Raw genomic sequence first — 17,599 nt, forward strand, 5'->3', positions numbered from 1 at the left:
AACCTTAATTATAACTCAGTAATAAAAGATAAAATACGAACTAGCATCCTATCTAACCCCCATATAATAATTGACATTACTATTGTGACCGCCAGAATAATGAATGTAGTTTGAATGCTTTCTTGACAGGTAGGCCACACGACTTTACCTATTTCATTTTGTGCTTCATTAGCAAATAACAAAAGTGCTTTGCCTTTGGTTGTTAAGAATAACATTACACATGTTGCTATTATTAGCAACAATGTTATTAGTATACTCATATGAGTAATATGTAAATAATACTTACTTCCGACTGCGAGAAGAAATAGTCCAACTACACTAATCCATTTTATTCTTTCTAACCATAATTTATTTCCTTTTGCTTGATTTTCAGAATTAGCATTCATAAACACACCTAGTGTATCAATATTATTTTATTTATTAATAATAATTAAGCAATAATTTTGTTATATGCTACGCTGAATTTCCATTCCACCTAAAATGTGGTATCTATTTAAGATGAAAAAAGAACAATATTTACGTTACGATATCGTCAAAGGGCACTGCATTAAATAATGCCCTTTTAATATGACATCTAAACATATCCTTATTAAGCAATAATTTTAGAAACAACACCTGCTCCTACAGTGCGACCACCTTCACGAATCGCGAAATGTAATCCCTCATCCATAGCAATTGGATTAATAAGAGTAACAACTATTTTAATATTATCTCCCGGCATCACCATTTCAATCCCTTCTGGAAGCTCAATTGTACCCGTTACATCTGTAGTTCTAAAATAAAATTGAGGTCTATAACCTTTAAAAAAGGGTGTATGACGTCCACCTTCTTCTTTGGAAAGAACATAAACTTCTGATTCAAATTTTGTATGTGGTTTAATAGAGCCTGGTTTAGCTAATACTTGACCGCGTTCAATGTCTTCTCTTCTAACCCCCCGCAGTAAGATACCTACATTCTCTCCTGCTTGTCCCTGATCAAGCAGTTTACGAAACATTTCCACTCCGGTACAAGTAGATTTTACAGTATCTTTTATACCTACTATTTCAACTTCATCACCTACTTTAATAATGCCACGCTCCACACGACCTGTAACTACAGTACCACGACCTGATATTGAAAAAACATCTTCAATAGGCAATAAGAAAGGTTTTTCAATTGCTCTTAGAGGATCTGGAATGTAAGTGTCTAAGTAATTAGCTAATTCAAGTATTTTTTCTTCCCACTCTACATTACCTTCTAAAGCTTTCAAAGCAGAACCCCGTATAATTGGAGCTGTATCTCCAGGGAAATCATACTGTGATAATAAATCACGCACCTCCATTTCCACTAACTCCAGTAATTCCTCATCATCTACTAAATCACATTTATTTAAATAGACTATAATATGAGGTACACCTACTTGTCTTGCTAGTAATATATGTTCGCGGGTTTGCGGCATTGGACCATCAGTTGCAGCAACAACTAATATAGCACCATCCATTTGTGCTGCACCAGTAATCATATTTTTTACATAATCAGCGTGTCCTGGGCAATCAACATGGGCATAATGACGAATAGATGTTTCATATTCTACATGAGAAGTATTAATAGTGATACCACGAGCTTTTTCTTCAGGGGTGTTATCAATTTGATCGAATGCACGCGCCTGCCCACCAAATTTTTTGGATAGAACAGTTGTTATTGCTGCAGTTAATGTGGTTTTACCGTGGTCCACGTGCCCTATAGTACCCACATTTACATGCAGTTTTTTACGTTTAAATTGCTCTTTCGCCATCGTTTGTCCCTCTAAGACAAGAACAATGATGCTGATACCCAGAATTGAACTGAGGACCTCACCCTTACCAAGGGTGTGCTCTACCTACTGAGCTATATCAGCAGGTATGGAGCGAACAACGGGAATCGAACCCGTATCATCAGCTTGGAAGGCTGAGGTAATAACCATTATACGATGCTCGCATCTGAGGAATTGGCTACTTGTCTTGTGCATAGTTTTAATAAATTTATAAATTGTCTAATCGTTACCAATTTCTTATAAAAGAAATTTTTTCTTTTATAAGAACAGGTTTTACCTAACTTTATAACAATAGAATAACAGAGATGGTGGTGGGAGAAGGATTCGAACCTTCGAAGTCTATGACGACAGATTTACAGTCTGCTCCCTTTAACCACTCGGGAATCCCACCTGATGCCGACTACCGGAATCGAACTGGTGACCTACTGATTACAAGTCAGTCGCTCTACCAACTGAGCTAAGTCGGCTTTTAGTGAAAATAAAATAATAAAAACATTTCCTACTCAATCCTAGGTATCATTAATTACTTTTTGCTTCCATATCAAATGAAAATACAACAAATTATTTTATTTCAAAATATTAAAAATAAATAGTATTAAGTATGTCCATTTAATTAGTAATTGATAATTTTTGCATCTTTCTTGGAAAGATCATCATTATAACAAAATTGAAGCACAAAATATAAACTTTGTCGAGATAAAACTATTTATTTCTAATAAATTAATAATTAAGGTTAAATATTTTCAGTAAGCTCAATCTTATTCTTATTTAATCTTTTTGTTGTATACGTAATGAAATATCACCACTAACCCAAGATTTAATCTTTCCATTTGCCTGTTCTAACAATAGACGTCCTTGCCTATCGATACCACGTGATATTCCATATACTTCTTGATTAGCTAACAATAATTTAACAGGTCTGTTAATAAAATTATCTAATTTCAACCAACGTTTAATAAACGCGTTAAAACCTTGCTGTTCAAATTGATACAATGAATAACGTAAATGATTAATTAGCTGGGCCGCTAGTTCATTACGATTAATCTGAATACCCGCTGCATCTAGATTGATCCAATTTTGATTAATAAGTAAGTTATTTGAAGTATACATTGAAATATTAATACCTATGCCAATAACAATTTTAGCTGTATCTCCTGTTGCTCCTATAAGCTCAACTAAAATACCTCCTACTTTACGATCATATAAATAAATGTCATTTGGCCATTTTACTCTGATATCTGTTATTCCTATTTTCCATAAAACCTCTGCTAAAATAACACTAACAACCAAACTTAATCCTACAACAGATTCTGGTCCTTGATCTAGGCGCCAGTACATGGAAAGATATAAATTAGCGCCAAATGGTGAAAACCATTGTCTACCTCTCCGCCCCCGCCCTGCTTGTTGGTATTCAGCTATACAAGTATCTCCGGACTGAAGAATATCTATTCTTTCTAATAAATATTGATTTGTAGAATCGACAATATTAATAATTGATATACTCGGGTTATTTAATTTAGATAAAATCATAACAGAATCAAGTAATTGTATAGGAGTTAATAAAATATACCCTTGACTAGGCATACTATGAATATTTAAACCCCATTCTTTTAATTGAGAAATATGCTTATTGACGGCCGCTCGACTTATACCTAATATTCTGCCTAATTTTTCTCCAGAATACATATTTCCATCAGATAGAAAAGTAATTAATTTAAGTTTGATGCTACAATCTATCACAAAGTACCTCAAGTGCGTTTACTTCACCTTTCATACCGATGAAGGTTACTTCTGGTTCTAACCATATATTGAATCTATTACCTACAGTCTGACGCACATGTTGTGCTAATTTAATAATATCTTTAGGTGTCGCATTATTTTTATTAATCAATACTAAAGCTTGATGTTTATAAACTTCTGCATCACCATAACTAAAGCCTTTAAGATTGCATTGTTCAATTAGCCAAGCAGCACTAATCTTAATTTTGGCAAAATTATCCCTGATCAACCAATAAGGAATTTCAGGCCATAAGGCAGATAAAGACTTAAATGTATCTGTGTTTACTAAAGGATTTTTAAAAAAACTACCTACATTACCTATGAACCGGTAATCTGGTAGTTTCTTATTTCTTATTTGACATATTTTTTGATATATATCATGAGCTGTTACAGTTTTACTACAAAGATAATTCAAGCTTTCATAGGATAAAATAGGTTTCCATTTTTTTTTTAATTTTAAACCAACAGATGTCACTAAAAAATTTTTTTTACAGATGTTTTTAAAAATACTAGAACGATAATGAAAGTCACATTCATTACAATATATTCGCTTAATTTTGCCTCTTTGAAGATTTAAAAGATCGACATAGTTACATACATCCTGGAATTCTAATCCATAAGCTCCAATATTTTGTATAGGTGCTGCTCCTGTAAGACCTGGAATCATTGCGAGATTTTCTAGCCCAAAAATACCTTTTCTTAATGTTTGTTTAATTAACTCATGCCAATTTTCTCCAGCCCCAACGTGAATATACCAATATTCTAATGTTTCTTTGTATTCTATCCCCTTAATCCTATTAATAACAACGGTACCAGAAAAATTATTTAAAAATAAAATATTGCTCCCATTACCTAATAATAAAAATGGCTTATTGGTTAACTGACTGAATTGCCAAGCATTTAAAACTATTTCTGGAGTTTTAGCTAGAATTAATAATTCTGCAAAAATATTCAATTTAAATGTATTAAAATCTTTTAAAGAAAAAGTGAACATTCTATAACCTCAACGGACCCATTAATATCAGAAATATATAGGTAGCACAAATTCCTAGACACAATTATTAATAACTCTAATATTTAGAGATTATGAATAGTTCTGCTTCTAAATAAAATACTGATTTAATAGATAAAAACTATTTTCTTAACAAGATATGTTATTAAAATAGTAATTTTAATATTATAAGTAAACACTTTAGCATACATATATAGTTATCTGTTATAAGTGCTCAGTAAGATTATTTTATTGAGCATAATTATCTATAATCTTTGCTTTAAGTTGAGGATATTTTATGCATAACCATAAAAGTTAGCTGTAAAAATTTATACCATTATTTGTTATTTGATAGATATATTGCTTGATACCTACATCTTGTTTATGTACTAATAATAATATTGCCTCTTTCTTCTTTAATTTCAATAGTTGCTTGAGGTAAAACAATACCTGAAAGAATTTTTGTTGATAGTAGATTCTCTATTTTTTGCTGTATAATTCTTTTGAGAGGACGTGCACCATATATAGGATCGTAACCTTGTTTGGCTAAAAATTCTATTACGTTGTCAAAAATATGTATTTTATAGCCACTTTTTTCTAATCTTTTGGACAATTTTTGTAATTGTATCTTAACAATATCCTTGATATGCTGCTCACTTAATGGATGAAATACAATAACTTCATCAACCCGATTAATAAATTCTGGACGAAAAAAATTTTTTAACATATCCATTATTAATTTTTTAATTTCTTCATAATGTAATTTATTGAATTTATCTCTTATAACTTCTGAACCAATATTAGAAGTCATTATAACAACTGTATTACGGAAATCTATAGTTCTACCATGACTGTCTGTCAATCTACCGTCATCTAACACTTGTAATAAGATATTAAATACATCGAAATGTGCTTTTTCAATTTCATCTAATAATACGACGGAATAAGGATGACGACGGATAGCTTCAGTTAAGTAACCTCCTTTTTCATAGCCAATATATCCGGGAGGGGCTCCTATTAAGCGCGCCACAGAATGCTTTTCCATAAATTCTGACATATCAATACGTACCATAGCATCATCATTATCAAAGAGAAAATTGGCTAAAGCTTTGCAAAGTTCTGTTTTACCTACCCCAGTAGGACCTAAAAATAAAAATGACCCTACGGGACGCTTAGGATCAGCTAATCCAGTACGACTTCGACGTATAGCATTAGAAATGGCTTCTACTGCTCCATTTTGACCTATCACACGAGTATGCAATACTTGCTCCATACGTAGTAACTTATTTTTCTCTTCTTCCATCATTCTGGCTACGGGAATTCCTGTAGATTTCGCTAATACTTCAGCAATTTCTACGTCAGTCACACGATTACGTAATAGCTTTATAGTATTTCCTTGTGTTGCTCTTGCGAGCTCTTTTTTTATAGTTGGTATCGTACCATACTGTAACTCGGACATTTTTGCTAAATCGCCAACGCGACGTGCTTGTTCTAAAGATATACGGGCTTGTTCTAATTTAGCTTTAATATGTTGCGCACGATCAAGAGATTCTTTCTCTGTTTGCCACTCCTGTACAAGTTTTTTATATTCCTGTTCTTTTTTTTTCAGTTCCGATTCTAGCATCGTAAATCGTTTAACACTAGCTTCGTCAGATTCTTTTTGCAACGCTTGATGTTCTATTTTTAGTTGAATAATACGGCGTTCAAGACGATCTAAAAATTCTGGTTTTGAATCAATTTGTAACCTAATATTAGATGCTGCTTCATCAATTAAATCAATTGCTTTATCAGGTAGTTGACGATCAGTAATATAACGATGCGATAAAGTTGCGGCTGCTACGATAGCCGGATCCGTAATCTGCACATGATGGTGTATTTCATATCTTTCTTTTAAACCTCTTAAAATGGCTATAGTATCTTCTATATTAGGTTCTGCTATTATTACTTTTTGAAACCGGCGTTCTAAGGCAGCATCTTTTTCAATATAATTTCTATATTCATCTAGTGTGGTTGCACCAATACAATGTAATTCACCCCGTGCTAAAGCTGGTTTTAACATATTTCCAGCATCCATTGACCCATCTACTTTGCCTGTGCCAACCATATTATGTAACTCATCTACAAACAAAATGACGTTTCCATCTTGTTTCGATAAATCATTAAGAAGATTTTTTAACCGTTCTTCAAATTCACCACGAAATTTTGCACCAGCTACTAAACTTGCTAAATCCAATGATAATACTCGATTATTTTTTAATCCTTCTGGTACTTCATTATTAATGATTCGTTGTGCTAAACCTTCTACTATAGCAGTTTTACCTACTCCTGGCTCACCAATTAATACGGGATTATTTTTAGTCCGTCTTTGTAAAACTTGAATAGTACGACGGATTTCTTCATCTCTGCCTATTACTGGATCTAGTTTTCCTTGTTCTGCCTGTTCGGTTAGATCTATGGTATATTTTTTTAAATATTGCTGATTATTTTCAGCAGATTGATCCTGCACTTTTGATCCTCCGTATAAATTACTGATAGCATATTTAATATTTTTCACATAAATATTAAATAATGCAAAAAATTCAATATTACTGTGTTTTCTTAGACTATAGGTACATTAGATATGTGTAATCTTAATGTTATTGCATATTTTTCAATATTTATTTCTATAGTAGATAACTATTTACAATAGTATCCATTATTTTGTTGCAATATAGCATAATACCTTATGTGTAAGGCCTTAACAAATAATTGATCAGTGCTTTAAAAATAATTTTTTGAAATTATGAGTAACACTGTTTATAAGCAATATTATCTCCTATTAATTTTTAGAGTAAGGAGTTAACAAGGATACTTCTATAGAGACATGGAAACACCAAATTATTTATAAAGACATTGATATTTTATATATTACTGCTAATAAAAAAATTTCAATACTAGTAGAAACAAATTAATTCATTTCATTGTATTTTTATCTATTCTAAGTAAATCAATGACATTAGTAATATCTGTAGGTAATTTTGAAGACCACTCCATTTTCTTGCCAGTTATGGGATGATAAAAACGCAAAAAACTAGCATGCAATGCTTGTCGCTTAATATTAAACATTCGAGAACTATAATTAGCTAATTTGCACCTTATTTTTTTACGACCATAAATCGAATCACCTACTATGGGATGATTAATGTATGACATATGTACTCTAATTTGATGTGTGCGTCCTGTTTCTAGTTTAACACGAAGCAAAGTGTAATCACGAAAAACTTCTTTTATATAATAATGAGTAATAGCTATTTTCCCCATGTTATTAACTGCCATACAAGTGCGCTTTTTGATATTTCTGCCAATAGGTAGATTTATTGTAGAATTATTTAAGACTTTACCTAGCACTAAAGCATCATATTCTCTAGTTACTTGATGCTCTTTAAGCATTTGTATTAACAATCTTTGCGATAACACCGTCTTGGCTACTACCATCAATCCACTTGTATCTTTATCTAGACGATGCACAATGCCGGCGCGTGGAACTTCAATAATCTTCGGATAATGATAAAGTAATGCGTTTAAGATAGTTCCATCATTATTACCTATACCAGGATGAACAACCATATTAGGAGGCTTATTTATAACTAAAATGTCATCATCTTCATAAATTATATCTAATTTAATGTTTTGCGGTTTTAATAATTGTTCCTGTACTATTTCCAGATTAATTATTATTTGATCTCCCTCAAAAACTTTTTTTTTGGTTTATTTATTACTCTGTTATTTATTTTTACAATATGATTAATAATCCATTTTTTGATATAGGAACGGGAATATTCGGGAAATAATTTTGATAATGCATGATCTATCCGTTTTCCAGAGTGACAAACAGATATTTTTGCGGTTAATTCAATTTGTTGTTTCATATGTATCACCTTATAATAATATTGTCTAATTATAGCTCTGCAAAATTTGAATATAGGAGAATATTCGTTATTATGATACGCATCAAAAATTTAATTATTAAAACTTTTTTTTTTATAACCATAATGGGTTGTTCTGTAGTAAAAAATACTTTACCTAACGAATTTTTTTTTAGGAACAAAGATAGTTATGATGAAGGATACATAATGATGCTTCAAACCCTGTCACGAAAGTACTATGAAGACGCAATACAAGGTTTGAACGTACTAAATATAACCTGCCTTCCTGTTTTAGCAAATTATTATCAACAATTAGAATTAGATTTAATCTATGCATATTACAAAAGCAATCAGTTTAATCAAGCAGAAAAAAGAATAATAACATTTATGCAATCATACCCTAAGCATCCAAATATAGATTATGTCCTTTATCTAAAAGGAGTTATTAATATGATAAAATCCCAACCAATTAAGGATACGGAGTGTGATCAAAATCCAAATAAAATTGCTTACGAATCTTTTAATCAATTAATACTTAATCATCCAAATAGTTTTTATGCAAAAGATGCTTATAAAAGATTAATTTTTATAAAAAATTACCTGGCAAGACATGAATATGCAATAGTACGTTTTTACTATGATCAGAAAAATTATATTTCTGTTATTAATCGTGTAGAACAAATGTTACGTGATTATTCAGATACCCAAGCAACGCGAGATGCTCTCTTTTTTATGAAAGACTCTTGCAAGAGACTGAATTTAAATACAAAATTAAAAGAAATAGATCAAATTATTGAAATTAATCATCTTATAAGACCTATTAGAAGACCCATTAAAGAATATTTATATCAATTTAAATTGAAAGCAATGTAATTTTGTACTTTAAATTATGGGGAAAAAAAATTTATAAAAAATGCCCATATGTTTGTTTTATTGGAATTATATAATATACCTTTTTTGAGATTATCAGTGAACATATTAAAACATTGTCGCAATTACGTGGCATTAAATTTAGAGAAGTGCATGCACCACTAAAATCAAGCAACAGATTTTATCGCTAATGGGGTTTTCAACACAATATAGGCAGCAGTTTATACTACAAAAAGTATATGTAGTATCAAGTAACTAATATTTAAAAAAATATTGAATAAATTACGGTAAATAAAAAATCCTAGATGTTAATGATATATAAATTTGGTTAAACCATTAAAAATAAATACTCTATAACATCCATATAAGTTTGATATCAGCTAAATATAAGCGTATATATACATATAGTGATAGTGCGATAAAAATCTTTTCTTTGACTCCATAGTTTATGGAATATTATATGCATGTCTGTCATTTAATTCCTGATAATAAATTAATTTACCACAATAAAAACAAGCAGGTTTATTGTAAATACTTAACCATTATGAACGAAATATCGAACATAGAGATATGGGATATTATACGCTATTTTAGGATAATTGTCGCCTATTTAGAAAATATACAGCACAATTTACTGGAGAAAATTCATAATTCTTCAGCTAGTAAAATTACTCGCATTGCTTTTTTGGGTCCAAAAGGTTCTTTTTCTTATCTAGCCGCTTGCAATTACGCTTCTCGATTATGTAAGAAAATAGTTGAAGTTAGCTGTATTAAATTTCGAGACATTATCAATAAAGTAGAAAATCAGCAAGCTGAATATGCAATTTTACCTCTTGAAAATAGCACATCTGGTTCTATTAATGATGTATATGATCTTTTACCATACACCAAACTTTCAATCGTTAATGAAATTATTTTACCTATTGATCATTGTATATTAGTATCTACTAAAACTGATTTGCAAAAAATTAAAACTATTTATAGTCACGTGCAACCTTTTCAACAATGTAGTAATTTTATTAATAGTTTTCCTCATTGGAATATTAAATATACACAAAGCACAGCTGCAGCAATGCAAACCGTGTCCCTACTAAACTCTCCTCAAGTAGCTGCATTAGGTAGTGAAGTAGGTGGCAAAATTTATAACTTACAGGTAGTAGCCCGTAATTTAGCTAATGAATGCAGAAATATCACCAGATTTATTGTATTAGCTCGTAAACCCATTAAAGTTGATGAACATATACCAGCTAAAACAACCATAATGATAGTAACTAAACCCAGACAAGGTGCATTACTAGATGCTTTACTTATTTTACATCAGAATAATTTGGCTATGAGTAAATTAGAATCTAGACCTATTCCGGGTAATCCTTGGGAAGAAATATTTTTTATTGATATTAAACACAATTTAAACTCAGAAGATATGAAACAAGCCATAAAAGAACTAAAACTAATGTCAAGCTTAATAAAAGTACTTGGATGTTATCCAGCAGAAATGGTAGTAACCATTCACAAAGAGTAATATTTTAACGATTATCATTAGCAGTTTGTAATAAACCCCGACTTTCAATTAAAAACCTTTTAGCATAAGGGCCAAACCAATCTTCTATACGACGAAAACTATTTATAAAAGCTTTTTTATTTCCTATTTCTAACAATTTAATAGCCTTTCCAAAACGTGAATAGTATCTTCTAATAAGAGAAATATTCATTTTTGAAGACATAATTATATCAGCATAAAGTTGTGGGCTTTGTGCAAATAATCTTCCTACCATTATTAGTTCTAATCGGTATATTGGGGAAGAAAGTGCTAAGAGCTGCGGTAAATTAGAGTTTTCTTCTACTAAATGTAGTCCGTAAACAAAAGTAGTAAAATGACGTAATGCTTGAATAAACGCCATGTTTTTATCATGTTCAATTGCATTCATATAGTGAATACATACACCCCACACTTGGATTTGTTCTAAAAAACATTGATAAATTTCCGGTTGACGTCCATGACAACAAATGATTACTTGCTTAGCTAAGTTATCGGTATCTGGACCAAACATTGGATGTAACCCTAGCACTGGACCTTTATGAACTTTTAACATTGCTTGTAAAGGTTTCTCCTTTATAGAAGATAAATCTACTAAAATACAGTCTTTAGGTAATTTAGGTAATTTATATATTACTTCTTCCGTCAAATGAAGAGGAACGCTAATAATCACCATGCCAGCATTTAACAAAATGTTTGGTTGTTTCCAATTATCTTTATCAAAAATTTTAACTTTATAACCAGATAACTTTAACATCTTTTTGAATAAACGACCCATTTGGCCTTTTCCACCAACAATAACAATTGATCTCAAAGTAGGACATAGCGTTTTAAAACCTTTATCATTTTCATTACTATATGACTCTCGCATTATACGACGTAATATATCTTCTATCAATTCAGGAGAGATTCCTAAATCTTCTGCTTCTTTACGACGTGAAGCTAACAAAGATGCTTCACGATCGGGGACATAAATAGGTAAACCATACCGACTTTTCACTTCTCCTACTTGAGCAACAAGCCTTAACCTCTTCGCTAAAATCTCAAGCAGAGCCTTATCATTTTGGTCAATCTTATTACGCAAGCACATTAATTCACTTACCATACTTCATTAGACCTCATAACCGATACGTCATGATAGTAATCTTTCCGGAAGATTGTCATAAATCATATATAATAACTTTTCAGTCGTTTCCCAGTCAATACAAGCATCAGTAACAGAAACTCCATATTTCATTTTCTCTTTAGGTTTATCTGTTGATTGATTACCTTCATATAAATTACTTTCCAGCATTAATCCAATAATAGAAATATTACCATCTTTAATTTGTTGAAGAACAGATTGAGCAACAATAGGTTGACGTCGAAAATCTTTATTAGAATTATCATGACTACAATCTATCATTAAAGCAGGATGCAATCCAGCTTTAAGCATTTCTTGTTCGCAATGAAAAACATCTTCTGGTTCATAATTAGGTAGTTTCCCCCCCCGTAGGATAACATGACCATCAGGATTACCTTGAGTTTGCAATAAGCAAACTTGCCCAGACTGATTAATACCCATAAATCTGTGTGGCATAGCAGCAGCACGCATAGCATTAATAGCAGTACATAAACTGCCATCCGTACTATTTTTAAAACCTACAGGCATGGAGAGACCAGAAGCCATTTCACGATGAGTTTGAGATTCCGTAGTACGTGCACCAATTGCCGACCAACTAAATAGATCACCTAAATATTGAGGGCTGTTTGGATCAAGTGCTTCTGTTGCTAATGGTAAACCTATTTCAATAATATTGATTAAAAGTTGCCTTGCAATATGTAAGCCTTTTTCCATATCGCATGAGTTATCCATATAGGGATCATTAATTAACCCTTTCCAGCCAATAGTAGTTCTAGGTTTTTCAAAATAAACTCGCATAACAATATATAATTTATCTTGTAACTGCATGGAAAGATTTTTCAATCTAGTTGCATAATCAATTGCCGCTTCAGGATCATGAATAGAACATGGTCCACAGACTATCAGAAAACGTAAGTCACGACCTGCAATAATATTAGAAATAATTTGACGTGATTCCGCAATTTGTCTTTCTTGTAGTCTAGTAAGAGGAAACTTAATCTTTAGTTCTTGCGGTGTAATAAGAATTTTTTCATCAGAAATATGCACATTATTGAGCGCATCTCTTTGCATTTTTTAATCCTTTTACTCATATGTGTTTAATAGAATCCTTTAAAATTAAGGGGTGTGATTTACTGTAAATCATAAAAGATGCAATACAGATTGCATCATCCCTTATTGACTTAAGGAATAATATTATAGATATATCATAAACATGATGCTTTACATAGAATAAAATTCTATTTAACTTTAATTAAGTAATTATAATAAATTAATTTATTAATTTTTATAAAATACTGTATTTAACATACACAATTTTATTTATAAAAAATATTATTCACTTTTAATTAAGACGTTCTTTAATACGAGCTGCTTTTCCAGTGTGTTTTCTTAAATAATATAATTTAGCTTTACCAACACATCCTTTCCGTTTAATAATAATACTATCTATTACTGGAGAATGAAATGGGAATACACGTTCAACTCCTTCACCATGAGATACTTTACGAACTGTAAACGCTGACTGAAAACTGCGATTACGAATAGCAATTACTACACCTTCAAAAGCTTGTAAACGCTTTTTAGATCCTTCTACGACCCATACTTTTACTTCTATAGTATCACCAATATTAAAATTAGGCATAGTTTTTTTCATTTGTCTGGCTTCAATTTCTTTAATCAAATCACTCATCATAGTAATCCTTATTTTAAATTAAGATGATTTATTTTGATAATCACGCTGAAATTCCATTAACAATTTTAATTGTTCTGAAGTTAAAGGCAGGCTTTGTAATAATTTAGGTCTTCTTAACCAAGTACGACCTAACGACTGTTTTAAACGCCAATAATAAATATTTTTATGATTTCCAGATAATAGCACTGATGGAACTTCCATTCCTTCTAATACTGCCGGACGTGTATAATGGGGACAATCTAGTAAACCCTGCTGCGAAAATGAATCAGCATCTAATGAAGCTGCTGTACCTACAATTCCAGGAATATATCGTGCGACGGAATCAATTAATACCATTGCTGGTAATTCTCCTCCACTAAGCACATAATCACCTATTGATAATTCTTCATCAATTTCCGACTCAATCACACGTTCATCAATACCTTTATAGCGTCCACATACTAAAATAAGTCGCTTATAAGAAGCTAATTTACGCACAGTATTCTGAGTAAGTTTTTTCCCTTGAGCAGAGAGATAAATTACTTTAATTGGATAACCATCATAATCGTTATCTAATTTAGCTGCCTGAATAGCCTGTTTTAAAGGTTGTGGCATCATCAGCATACCTGGTCCTCCACCATAAGGTGGACTATCTACACTACGATAATTATCACTTGTGAAATTACGAGGATTCCATATCTTAATTTGAAGTTGACCATGTTTTACTGCCCGACCAATTATTCCGTACTTTGTAATAGCATCAAACATTCTTTCAAATAAACTGATAATACCTATCCTCATTAGATTTTCCAATATATTACATATAAATTAAAAATTCTGGTCCCAATCTACTTCTATTATCTTTAACAGAAGATTAACTTTTTTAATTACTCTATCCTTTATAAAAGGAATTAGTTGTTCATTGATTAATGAAGAATTAGATTGAGTCCCATGAACTACCAAAACGTCGTTTGAACCTGTTTCCATTAAGTTAATGACTCTTCCTACTATATGATAGCTTTCATGGTGCACTATGGTACAACCAATTAAATCCTTCCAGTAATAACCTTCATCTAAAATAGGAAGTTGTGTTGTTTCAATCATTATTTTATAATTGGTTAGTCTTTCAGCCATACTTCGATCGTTTATATCTTGAATCTTGACTATTAAACTATTTTTATAAAATTTCCATTTTTCTACAGTGATTTTTTTCCAAGAGTTTTGAAAATAAACCAACCAAGGTTGATAATTAATAACATTTGTCATACTTTCAGTAAACGAACGCAATTTCAACCAACCTCTAATACTATAAGCAGAAGTAAATTTACCTATGACCAAACGATTAGAATAAATTTTGTCATTCATTAATCATTTTGATATTTTTTGATTAATGATTGAACACGATTAGATAATTGGGCTCCTTTACTAATCCAATAAGCAATACGGTTTAGATCTAAACGCATGGGAATAGATCTTCCAGAAGAAATAGGATTAAAGAATCCTATACGTTCAATAAATTTACCATTGCGAGCTTTACGACAATCAGTGACGACAATTTGGAAAAATGGACGTTTTTTAGCTCCGTGATATGCTAAACGAATTTTTACCATCATATTCTCCTTAATTAAATGAAATAATTAATGGTTTGTGAATAATCATATTAATTTTTTTGAAAAAGCATCTTTTTTAGGTTATGGATCATCTTAGACATCTTACTTTTCTTTAAGGTACTTATCATTTTTTCTATGTCATGAAATTGCTTGAGTAATCGATTTACATCTTGTACATGCAGTCCCGCTCCAGTAGCTATTCTACGTTTACGAGAACTTTTAATAATTTCTGGATGTTCGCGTTCTTGATTAGTCATAGATTTAATAATAGCTTCCATTTTTATCATTGCTTGATCATTAATTGGTAATTGCATATTATATGATACTTTTTTTATTGCTGGAAGCTTATCTAATAAGTTAGCCATACCTCCAATACTTCGCATATACTGCAATTGTTCTAAAAAATCATTTAGACTAAAATATTTATTACTTTGTAATTTTTTCGCTAAATTTTCTGCTTTTTGTAAATTAACTTTACTTTCAATATCATCAATTAATGATAAAATATCACCCATTCCCAATATACGTGATGCAATCCGTTCTGGAGAAAACACTTCTAATGCATCAATTTTTTCACCTACACCAATAAACTTAATAGGTTTACCCGTAATATAGCATACTGATAATACAGCACCTCCCCGCGCATCACTATCAACTTTAGTTAAAATTATTCCTGTTATAGGCAAAATATTATTAAATGCTTTTCCTATATTAGCTGCATTTTGGCCAATAGTAGCATCGAGAACAAATAGCGTTTCTATTGGATTAACTTCTGTATGTATTTGTTTAATTTCTTCTATAAGAATTTCATTAATATGTGAACAACCAGGAGTATCTATTAATAAAACATCGTAGAAATTTATTTTTGCGTAATTTAAAGCACCATTAGCAATATTAATTGGTTTATCTTCAGTATTGCTGGCGTAAAAATCTATACCAGCTTGGTGTGCTAATAACTCTAATTGTTTAATTGCTGCGGGACGGTATACATCCAATGAAACCACTAAAACTTTCTTTTTGCGTTTTTCCTGAATAAGTTTACCGAGTTTACCGACACTAGTTGTTTTACCAACTCCTTGTAGACCAGCTAGTAGTATTACTGCTGGTGGTTGTATTGCTAAGTTTAAGTTAATATTATCAGCACTAATAGCTTTAATTAACTCACGTTGAATTATTTTAATAAAAGTTTGCCCCGGAGTTAAATTTTTATTAATATCTTGACCTAATGCAACAATTTTCACTTTATTAATAAATTCACGCACTACCGGTAATGCAACATCTGCTTCAAGCAATGTCATACGAACATTGCGTAATGTATCTTCGATATTATTTTCAGTTAGTCTTCCTGAACCTTGGATTTTATGTAAAGATAGAGATAAACTATTAGTTAAATTATCAAACATTATTTTTAACTCAATTTATAATTAATAACAAAATTAGTTATATAAAGCATATTAAATTATATAATCATAATATATCAATGTTATTAAGATTACATCTTTCATACAAAATTAATTTGTAGGTGTAGGTCTGCAAATAATCTATCTTAAAATAATTAATTTGAAATCCTTTCTTATTTAATAGGTTATGTCTATAAGACATGTATGATATTTTTAAAACCTATTAATAATTTTACATATAAAGGAAGTATCATATTGAAACATTTTTCAATAACTACTTTAAATTTTTGTTCATTTTTATAATGATATTGATTTCATCGTGGTTTGCCAGTGCTGAAACTAGTATGATTATTTTTAATAGAGATACATTCTATCACAACGCTAAAATGGTAACCATAATGCTAAACGTGTTAAGTAACTTAAAAAAAATACTCATTCATTAATCAGTATTATACTTATTGGTAATAATATTACTTAATAAATATATTAGCTTCGTCATTAGCGACTATTATGGGGATAACTTTATATGGTGGCAATACTTGTATATTGCTATTGTAACTTATATACTAATATTTATAGTATTAATTTTTACTGAAATTTTATATAAAACTATTGCCTCTTTATCTCCATCAAAAATAGCTTATTTAGTATTTTTTCTACTTAAATATATAATGTTACCATTAATAATATCACTAACATTTTAGAGTATTAAATGATACAAGTCGGCTTTAAGCACAGAATAGCTACGCTATGTAGTTTATATTATTATCATACGTCAGAAAATTGCTATTTTCAACATTAATAAATATAATACTGTTATTACTTTAACTAAGTAAATTAACATATAAATATGTAGTAATATTTCACAATTATTTAGATGATGCTTTGAGTATATTCTTTTAAAGATAGCTGATCCAATA

Annotated in this window: 13 protein-coding genes, 4 tRNA genes and 2 pseudogenes; 2 read left to right on the top strand and 17 right to left on the bottom strand. The window is 30.6% G+C overall.

All coding sequences use genetic code 11. From position 1 onward, the window contains the following. Nucleotides 1-8: 8 nt before the first annotated feature. The 10 genes and pseudogenes from secE to rluD all read right to left on the bottom strand — a co-directional run bounded on the left by secE (nt 9) and on the right by rluD (nt 8,470). Nucleotides 9-386: a preprotein translocase subunit SecE gene (gene secE, locus ICMP_RS02615; RefSeq protein ID WP_041069690.1), complete on the bottom strand. Its 378-nt coding sequence runs from the start codon at nt 384-386 to the stop codon at nt 9-11. A 203-nt stretch (nt 387-589) separates the two neighbouring features. Beyond that, on the bottom strand, nt 590-1,774 hold the full coding sequence (tuf, locus tag ICMP_RS02620) for an elongation factor Tu (RefSeq protein ID WP_041069693.1): 1,185 nt from the start codon (nt 1,772-1,774) through the stop codon (nt 590-592). Between the two features lie 29 nt (nt 1,775-1,803). After that, nucleotides 1,804-1,876: transfer RNA gene (locus ICMP_RS02625), tRNA-Thr, on the bottom strand. Nucleotides 1,877-1,881: 5 nt separating this feature from the next. Beyond that, nucleotides 1,882-1,956: transfer RNA gene (locus tag ICMP_RS02630), tRNA-Gly, on the bottom strand. A gap of 142 nt (nt 1,957-2,098) precedes the next feature. Further along, nucleotides 2,099-2,183 (bottom strand) — tRNA-Tyr (locus ICMP_RS02635). 3 nt (nt 2,184-2,186) lie between these two features. Next, a tRNA-Thr gene (locus ICMP_RS02640) sits at nt 2,187-2,259 on the bottom strand. Between the two features lie 301 nt (nt 2,260-2,560). Next, nucleotides 2,561-3,532, bottom strand: a complete 972-nt coding sequence (gene birA, locus ICMP_RS02645) for a bifunctional biotin--[acetyl-CoA-carboxylase] ligase/biotin operon repressor BirA (RefSeq protein ID WP_041069696.1) — start codon at nt 3,530-3,532, stop codon at nt 2,561-2,563. Beyond that, on the bottom strand, nt 3,519-4,565 hold the full coding sequence (gene murB, locus ICMP_RS02650) for a UDP-N-acetylmuramate dehydrogenase (RefSeq protein WP_041069699.1): 1,047 nt from the start codon (nt 4,563-4,565) through the stop codon (nt 3,519-3,521). Before murB ends, birA begins: the two co-directional genes overlap by 14 nt. Before the next feature lie 379 nt (nt 4,566-4,944). Next, nucleotides 4,945-7,110 (bottom strand): annotated as a pseudogene (clpB, locus tag ICMP_RS02655) (ATP-dependent chaperone ClpB); the annotation flags it as partial. 404 nt (nt 7,111-7,514) lie between these two features. Next, nucleotides 7,515-8,470 (bottom strand): annotated as a pseudogene (gene rluD, locus ICMP_RS02660) (23S rRNA pseudouridine(1911/1915/1917) synthase RluD). A gap of 72 nt (nt 8,471-8,542) precedes the next feature. Between rluD and bamD the strand changes: the two are divergent. Together bamD and ICMP_RS02670 are read left to right on the top strand one after the other, a co-directional pair. Next, nucleotides 8,543-9,340, top strand: a complete 798-nt coding sequence (gene bamD, locus ICMP_RS02665) for an outer membrane protein assembly factor BamD (protein WP_052456837.1) — start codon at nt 8,543-8,545, stop codon at nt 9,338-9,340. 457 nt (nt 9,341-9,797) lie between these two features. Then, nucleotides 9,798-10,859, top strand: coding sequence for a prephenate dehydratase domain-containing protein (locus ICMP_RS02670; protein WP_052456838.1), 1,062 nt, complete (start codon nt 9,798-9,800; stop codon nt 10,857-10,859). A 4-nt stretch (nt 10,860-10,863) separates the two neighbouring features. Here ICMP_RS02670 and tyrA read toward each other — a convergent pair whose 3' ends face one another. The 7 genes from tyrA to ffh all read right to left on the bottom strand — a co-directional run bounded on the left by tyrA (nt 10,864) and on the right by ffh (nt 16,682). Next, nucleotides 10,864-11,979, bottom strand: a complete 1,116-nt coding sequence (gene tyrA, locus ICMP_RS02675) for a bifunctional chorismate mutase/prephenate dehydrogenase (protein WP_041069702.1) — start codon at nt 11,977-11,979, stop codon at nt 10,864-10,866. A 27-nt stretch (nt 11,980-12,006) separates the two neighbouring features. Next, nucleotides 12,007-13,068, bottom strand: coding sequence for a 3-deoxy-7-phosphoheptulonate synthase (locus ICMP_RS02680; RefSeq protein ID WP_041069705.1), 1,062 nt, complete (start codon nt 13,066-13,068; stop codon nt 12,007-12,009). A gap of 271 nt (nt 13,069-13,339) precedes the next feature. Next, nucleotides 13,340-13,687, bottom strand: a complete 348-nt coding sequence (rplS, locus tag ICMP_RS02685) for a 50S ribosomal protein L19 (RefSeq protein ID WP_041069708.1) — start codon at nt 13,685-13,687, stop codon at nt 13,340-13,342. Between the two features lie 21 nt (nt 13,688-13,708). Then, nucleotides 13,709-14,470, bottom strand: coding sequence for a tRNA (guanosine(37)-N1)-methyltransferase TrmD (gene trmD, locus ICMP_RS02690; protein WP_041069711.1), 762 nt, complete (start codon nt 14,468-14,470; stop codon nt 13,709-13,711). Between the two features lie 27 nt (nt 14,471-14,497). After that, nucleotides 14,498-15,034 carry a ribosome maturation factor RimM gene (gene rimM / locus ICMP_RS02695; protein ID WP_041069714.1) on the bottom strand — a complete coding sequence of 179 codons (537 nt, stop codon included), beginning with the start codon at nt 15,032-15,034 and terminating at the stop codon, nt 14,498-14,500. Then, on the bottom strand, nt 15,034-15,279 hold the full coding sequence (rpsP, locus tag ICMP_RS02700) for a 30S ribosomal protein S16 (protein ID WP_041069717.1): 246 nt from the start codon (nt 15,277-15,279) through the stop codon (nt 15,034-15,036). Before rpsP ends, rimM begins: the two co-directional genes overlap by 1 nt. A 50-nt stretch (nt 15,280-15,329) precedes the next feature. Continuing rightward, nucleotides 15,330-16,682, bottom strand: a complete 1,353-nt coding sequence (gene ffh, locus ICMP_RS02705; protein WP_041069720.1) for a signal recognition particle protein — start codon at nt 16,680-16,682, stop codon at nt 15,330-15,332. Nucleotides 16,683-17,599: the final 917 nt, after the last annotated feature.

This window comes from Candidatus Ishikawaella capsulata Mpkobe (assembly GCF_000828515.1).
Lineage (GTDB): Bacteria > Pseudomonadota > Gammaproteobacteria > Enterobacterales > Enterobacteriaceae > Ishikawella > Ishikawella capsulata.

What these genes read in the sequence shown, in the direction of transcription:
- tuf (WP_041069693.1), bottom strand. Translation starts at nt 1,774, where the DNA reads ATGGCGAAAGAGCAATTTAAACGTAAAAAACTGCATGTAAATGTGGGT.
- rplS (WP_041069708.1), bottom strand. Translation starts at nt 13,687, where the DNA reads ATGAGTGATTTGATTAAAGAAATTGAAGCCAGACAAATGAAAAAAACT.
- rpsP (WP_041069717.1), bottom strand. Translation starts at nt 15,279, where the DNA reads ATGGTAAAAATTCGTTTAGCATATCACGGAGCTAAAAAACGTCCATTT.
- secE (WP_041069690.1), bottom strand. Translation starts at nt 386, where the DNA reads ATGAATGCTAATTCTGAAAATCAAGCAAAAGGAAATAAATTATGGTTA.
- ICMP_RS02680 (WP_041069705.1), bottom strand. Translation starts at nt 13,068, where the DNA reads ATGCAAAGAGATGCGCTCAATAATGTGCATATTTCTGATGAAAAAATT.
- rimM (WP_041069714.1), bottom strand. Translation starts at nt 15,034, where the DNA reads ATGAATGACAAAATTTATTCTAATCGTTTGGTCATAGGTAAATTTACT.
- ffh (WP_041069720.1), bottom strand. Translation starts at nt 16,682, where the DNA reads ATGTTTGATAATTTAACTAATAGTTTATCTCTATCTTTACATAAAATC.
- ICMP_RS02670 (WP_052456838.1), top strand. Translation starts at nt 9,798, where the DNA reads ATGCATGTCTGTCATTTAATTCCTGATAATAAATTAATTTACCACAAT.
- bamD (WP_052456837.1), top strand. Translation starts at nt 8,543, where the DNA reads ATGATACGCATCAAAAATTTAATTATTAAAACTTTTTTTTTTATAACC.
- murB (WP_041069699.1), bottom strand. Translation starts at nt 4,565, where the DNA reads ATGTTCACTTTTTCTTTAAAAGATTTTAATACATTTAAATTGAATATT.
- trmD (WP_041069711.1), bottom strand. Translation starts at nt 14,470, where the DNA reads ATGAGGATAGGTATTATCAGTTTATTTGAAAGAATGTTTGATGCTATT.
- tyrA (WP_041069702.1), bottom strand. Translation starts at nt 11,979, where the DNA reads ATGGTAAGTGAATTAATGTGCTTGCGTAATAAGATTGACCAAAATGAT.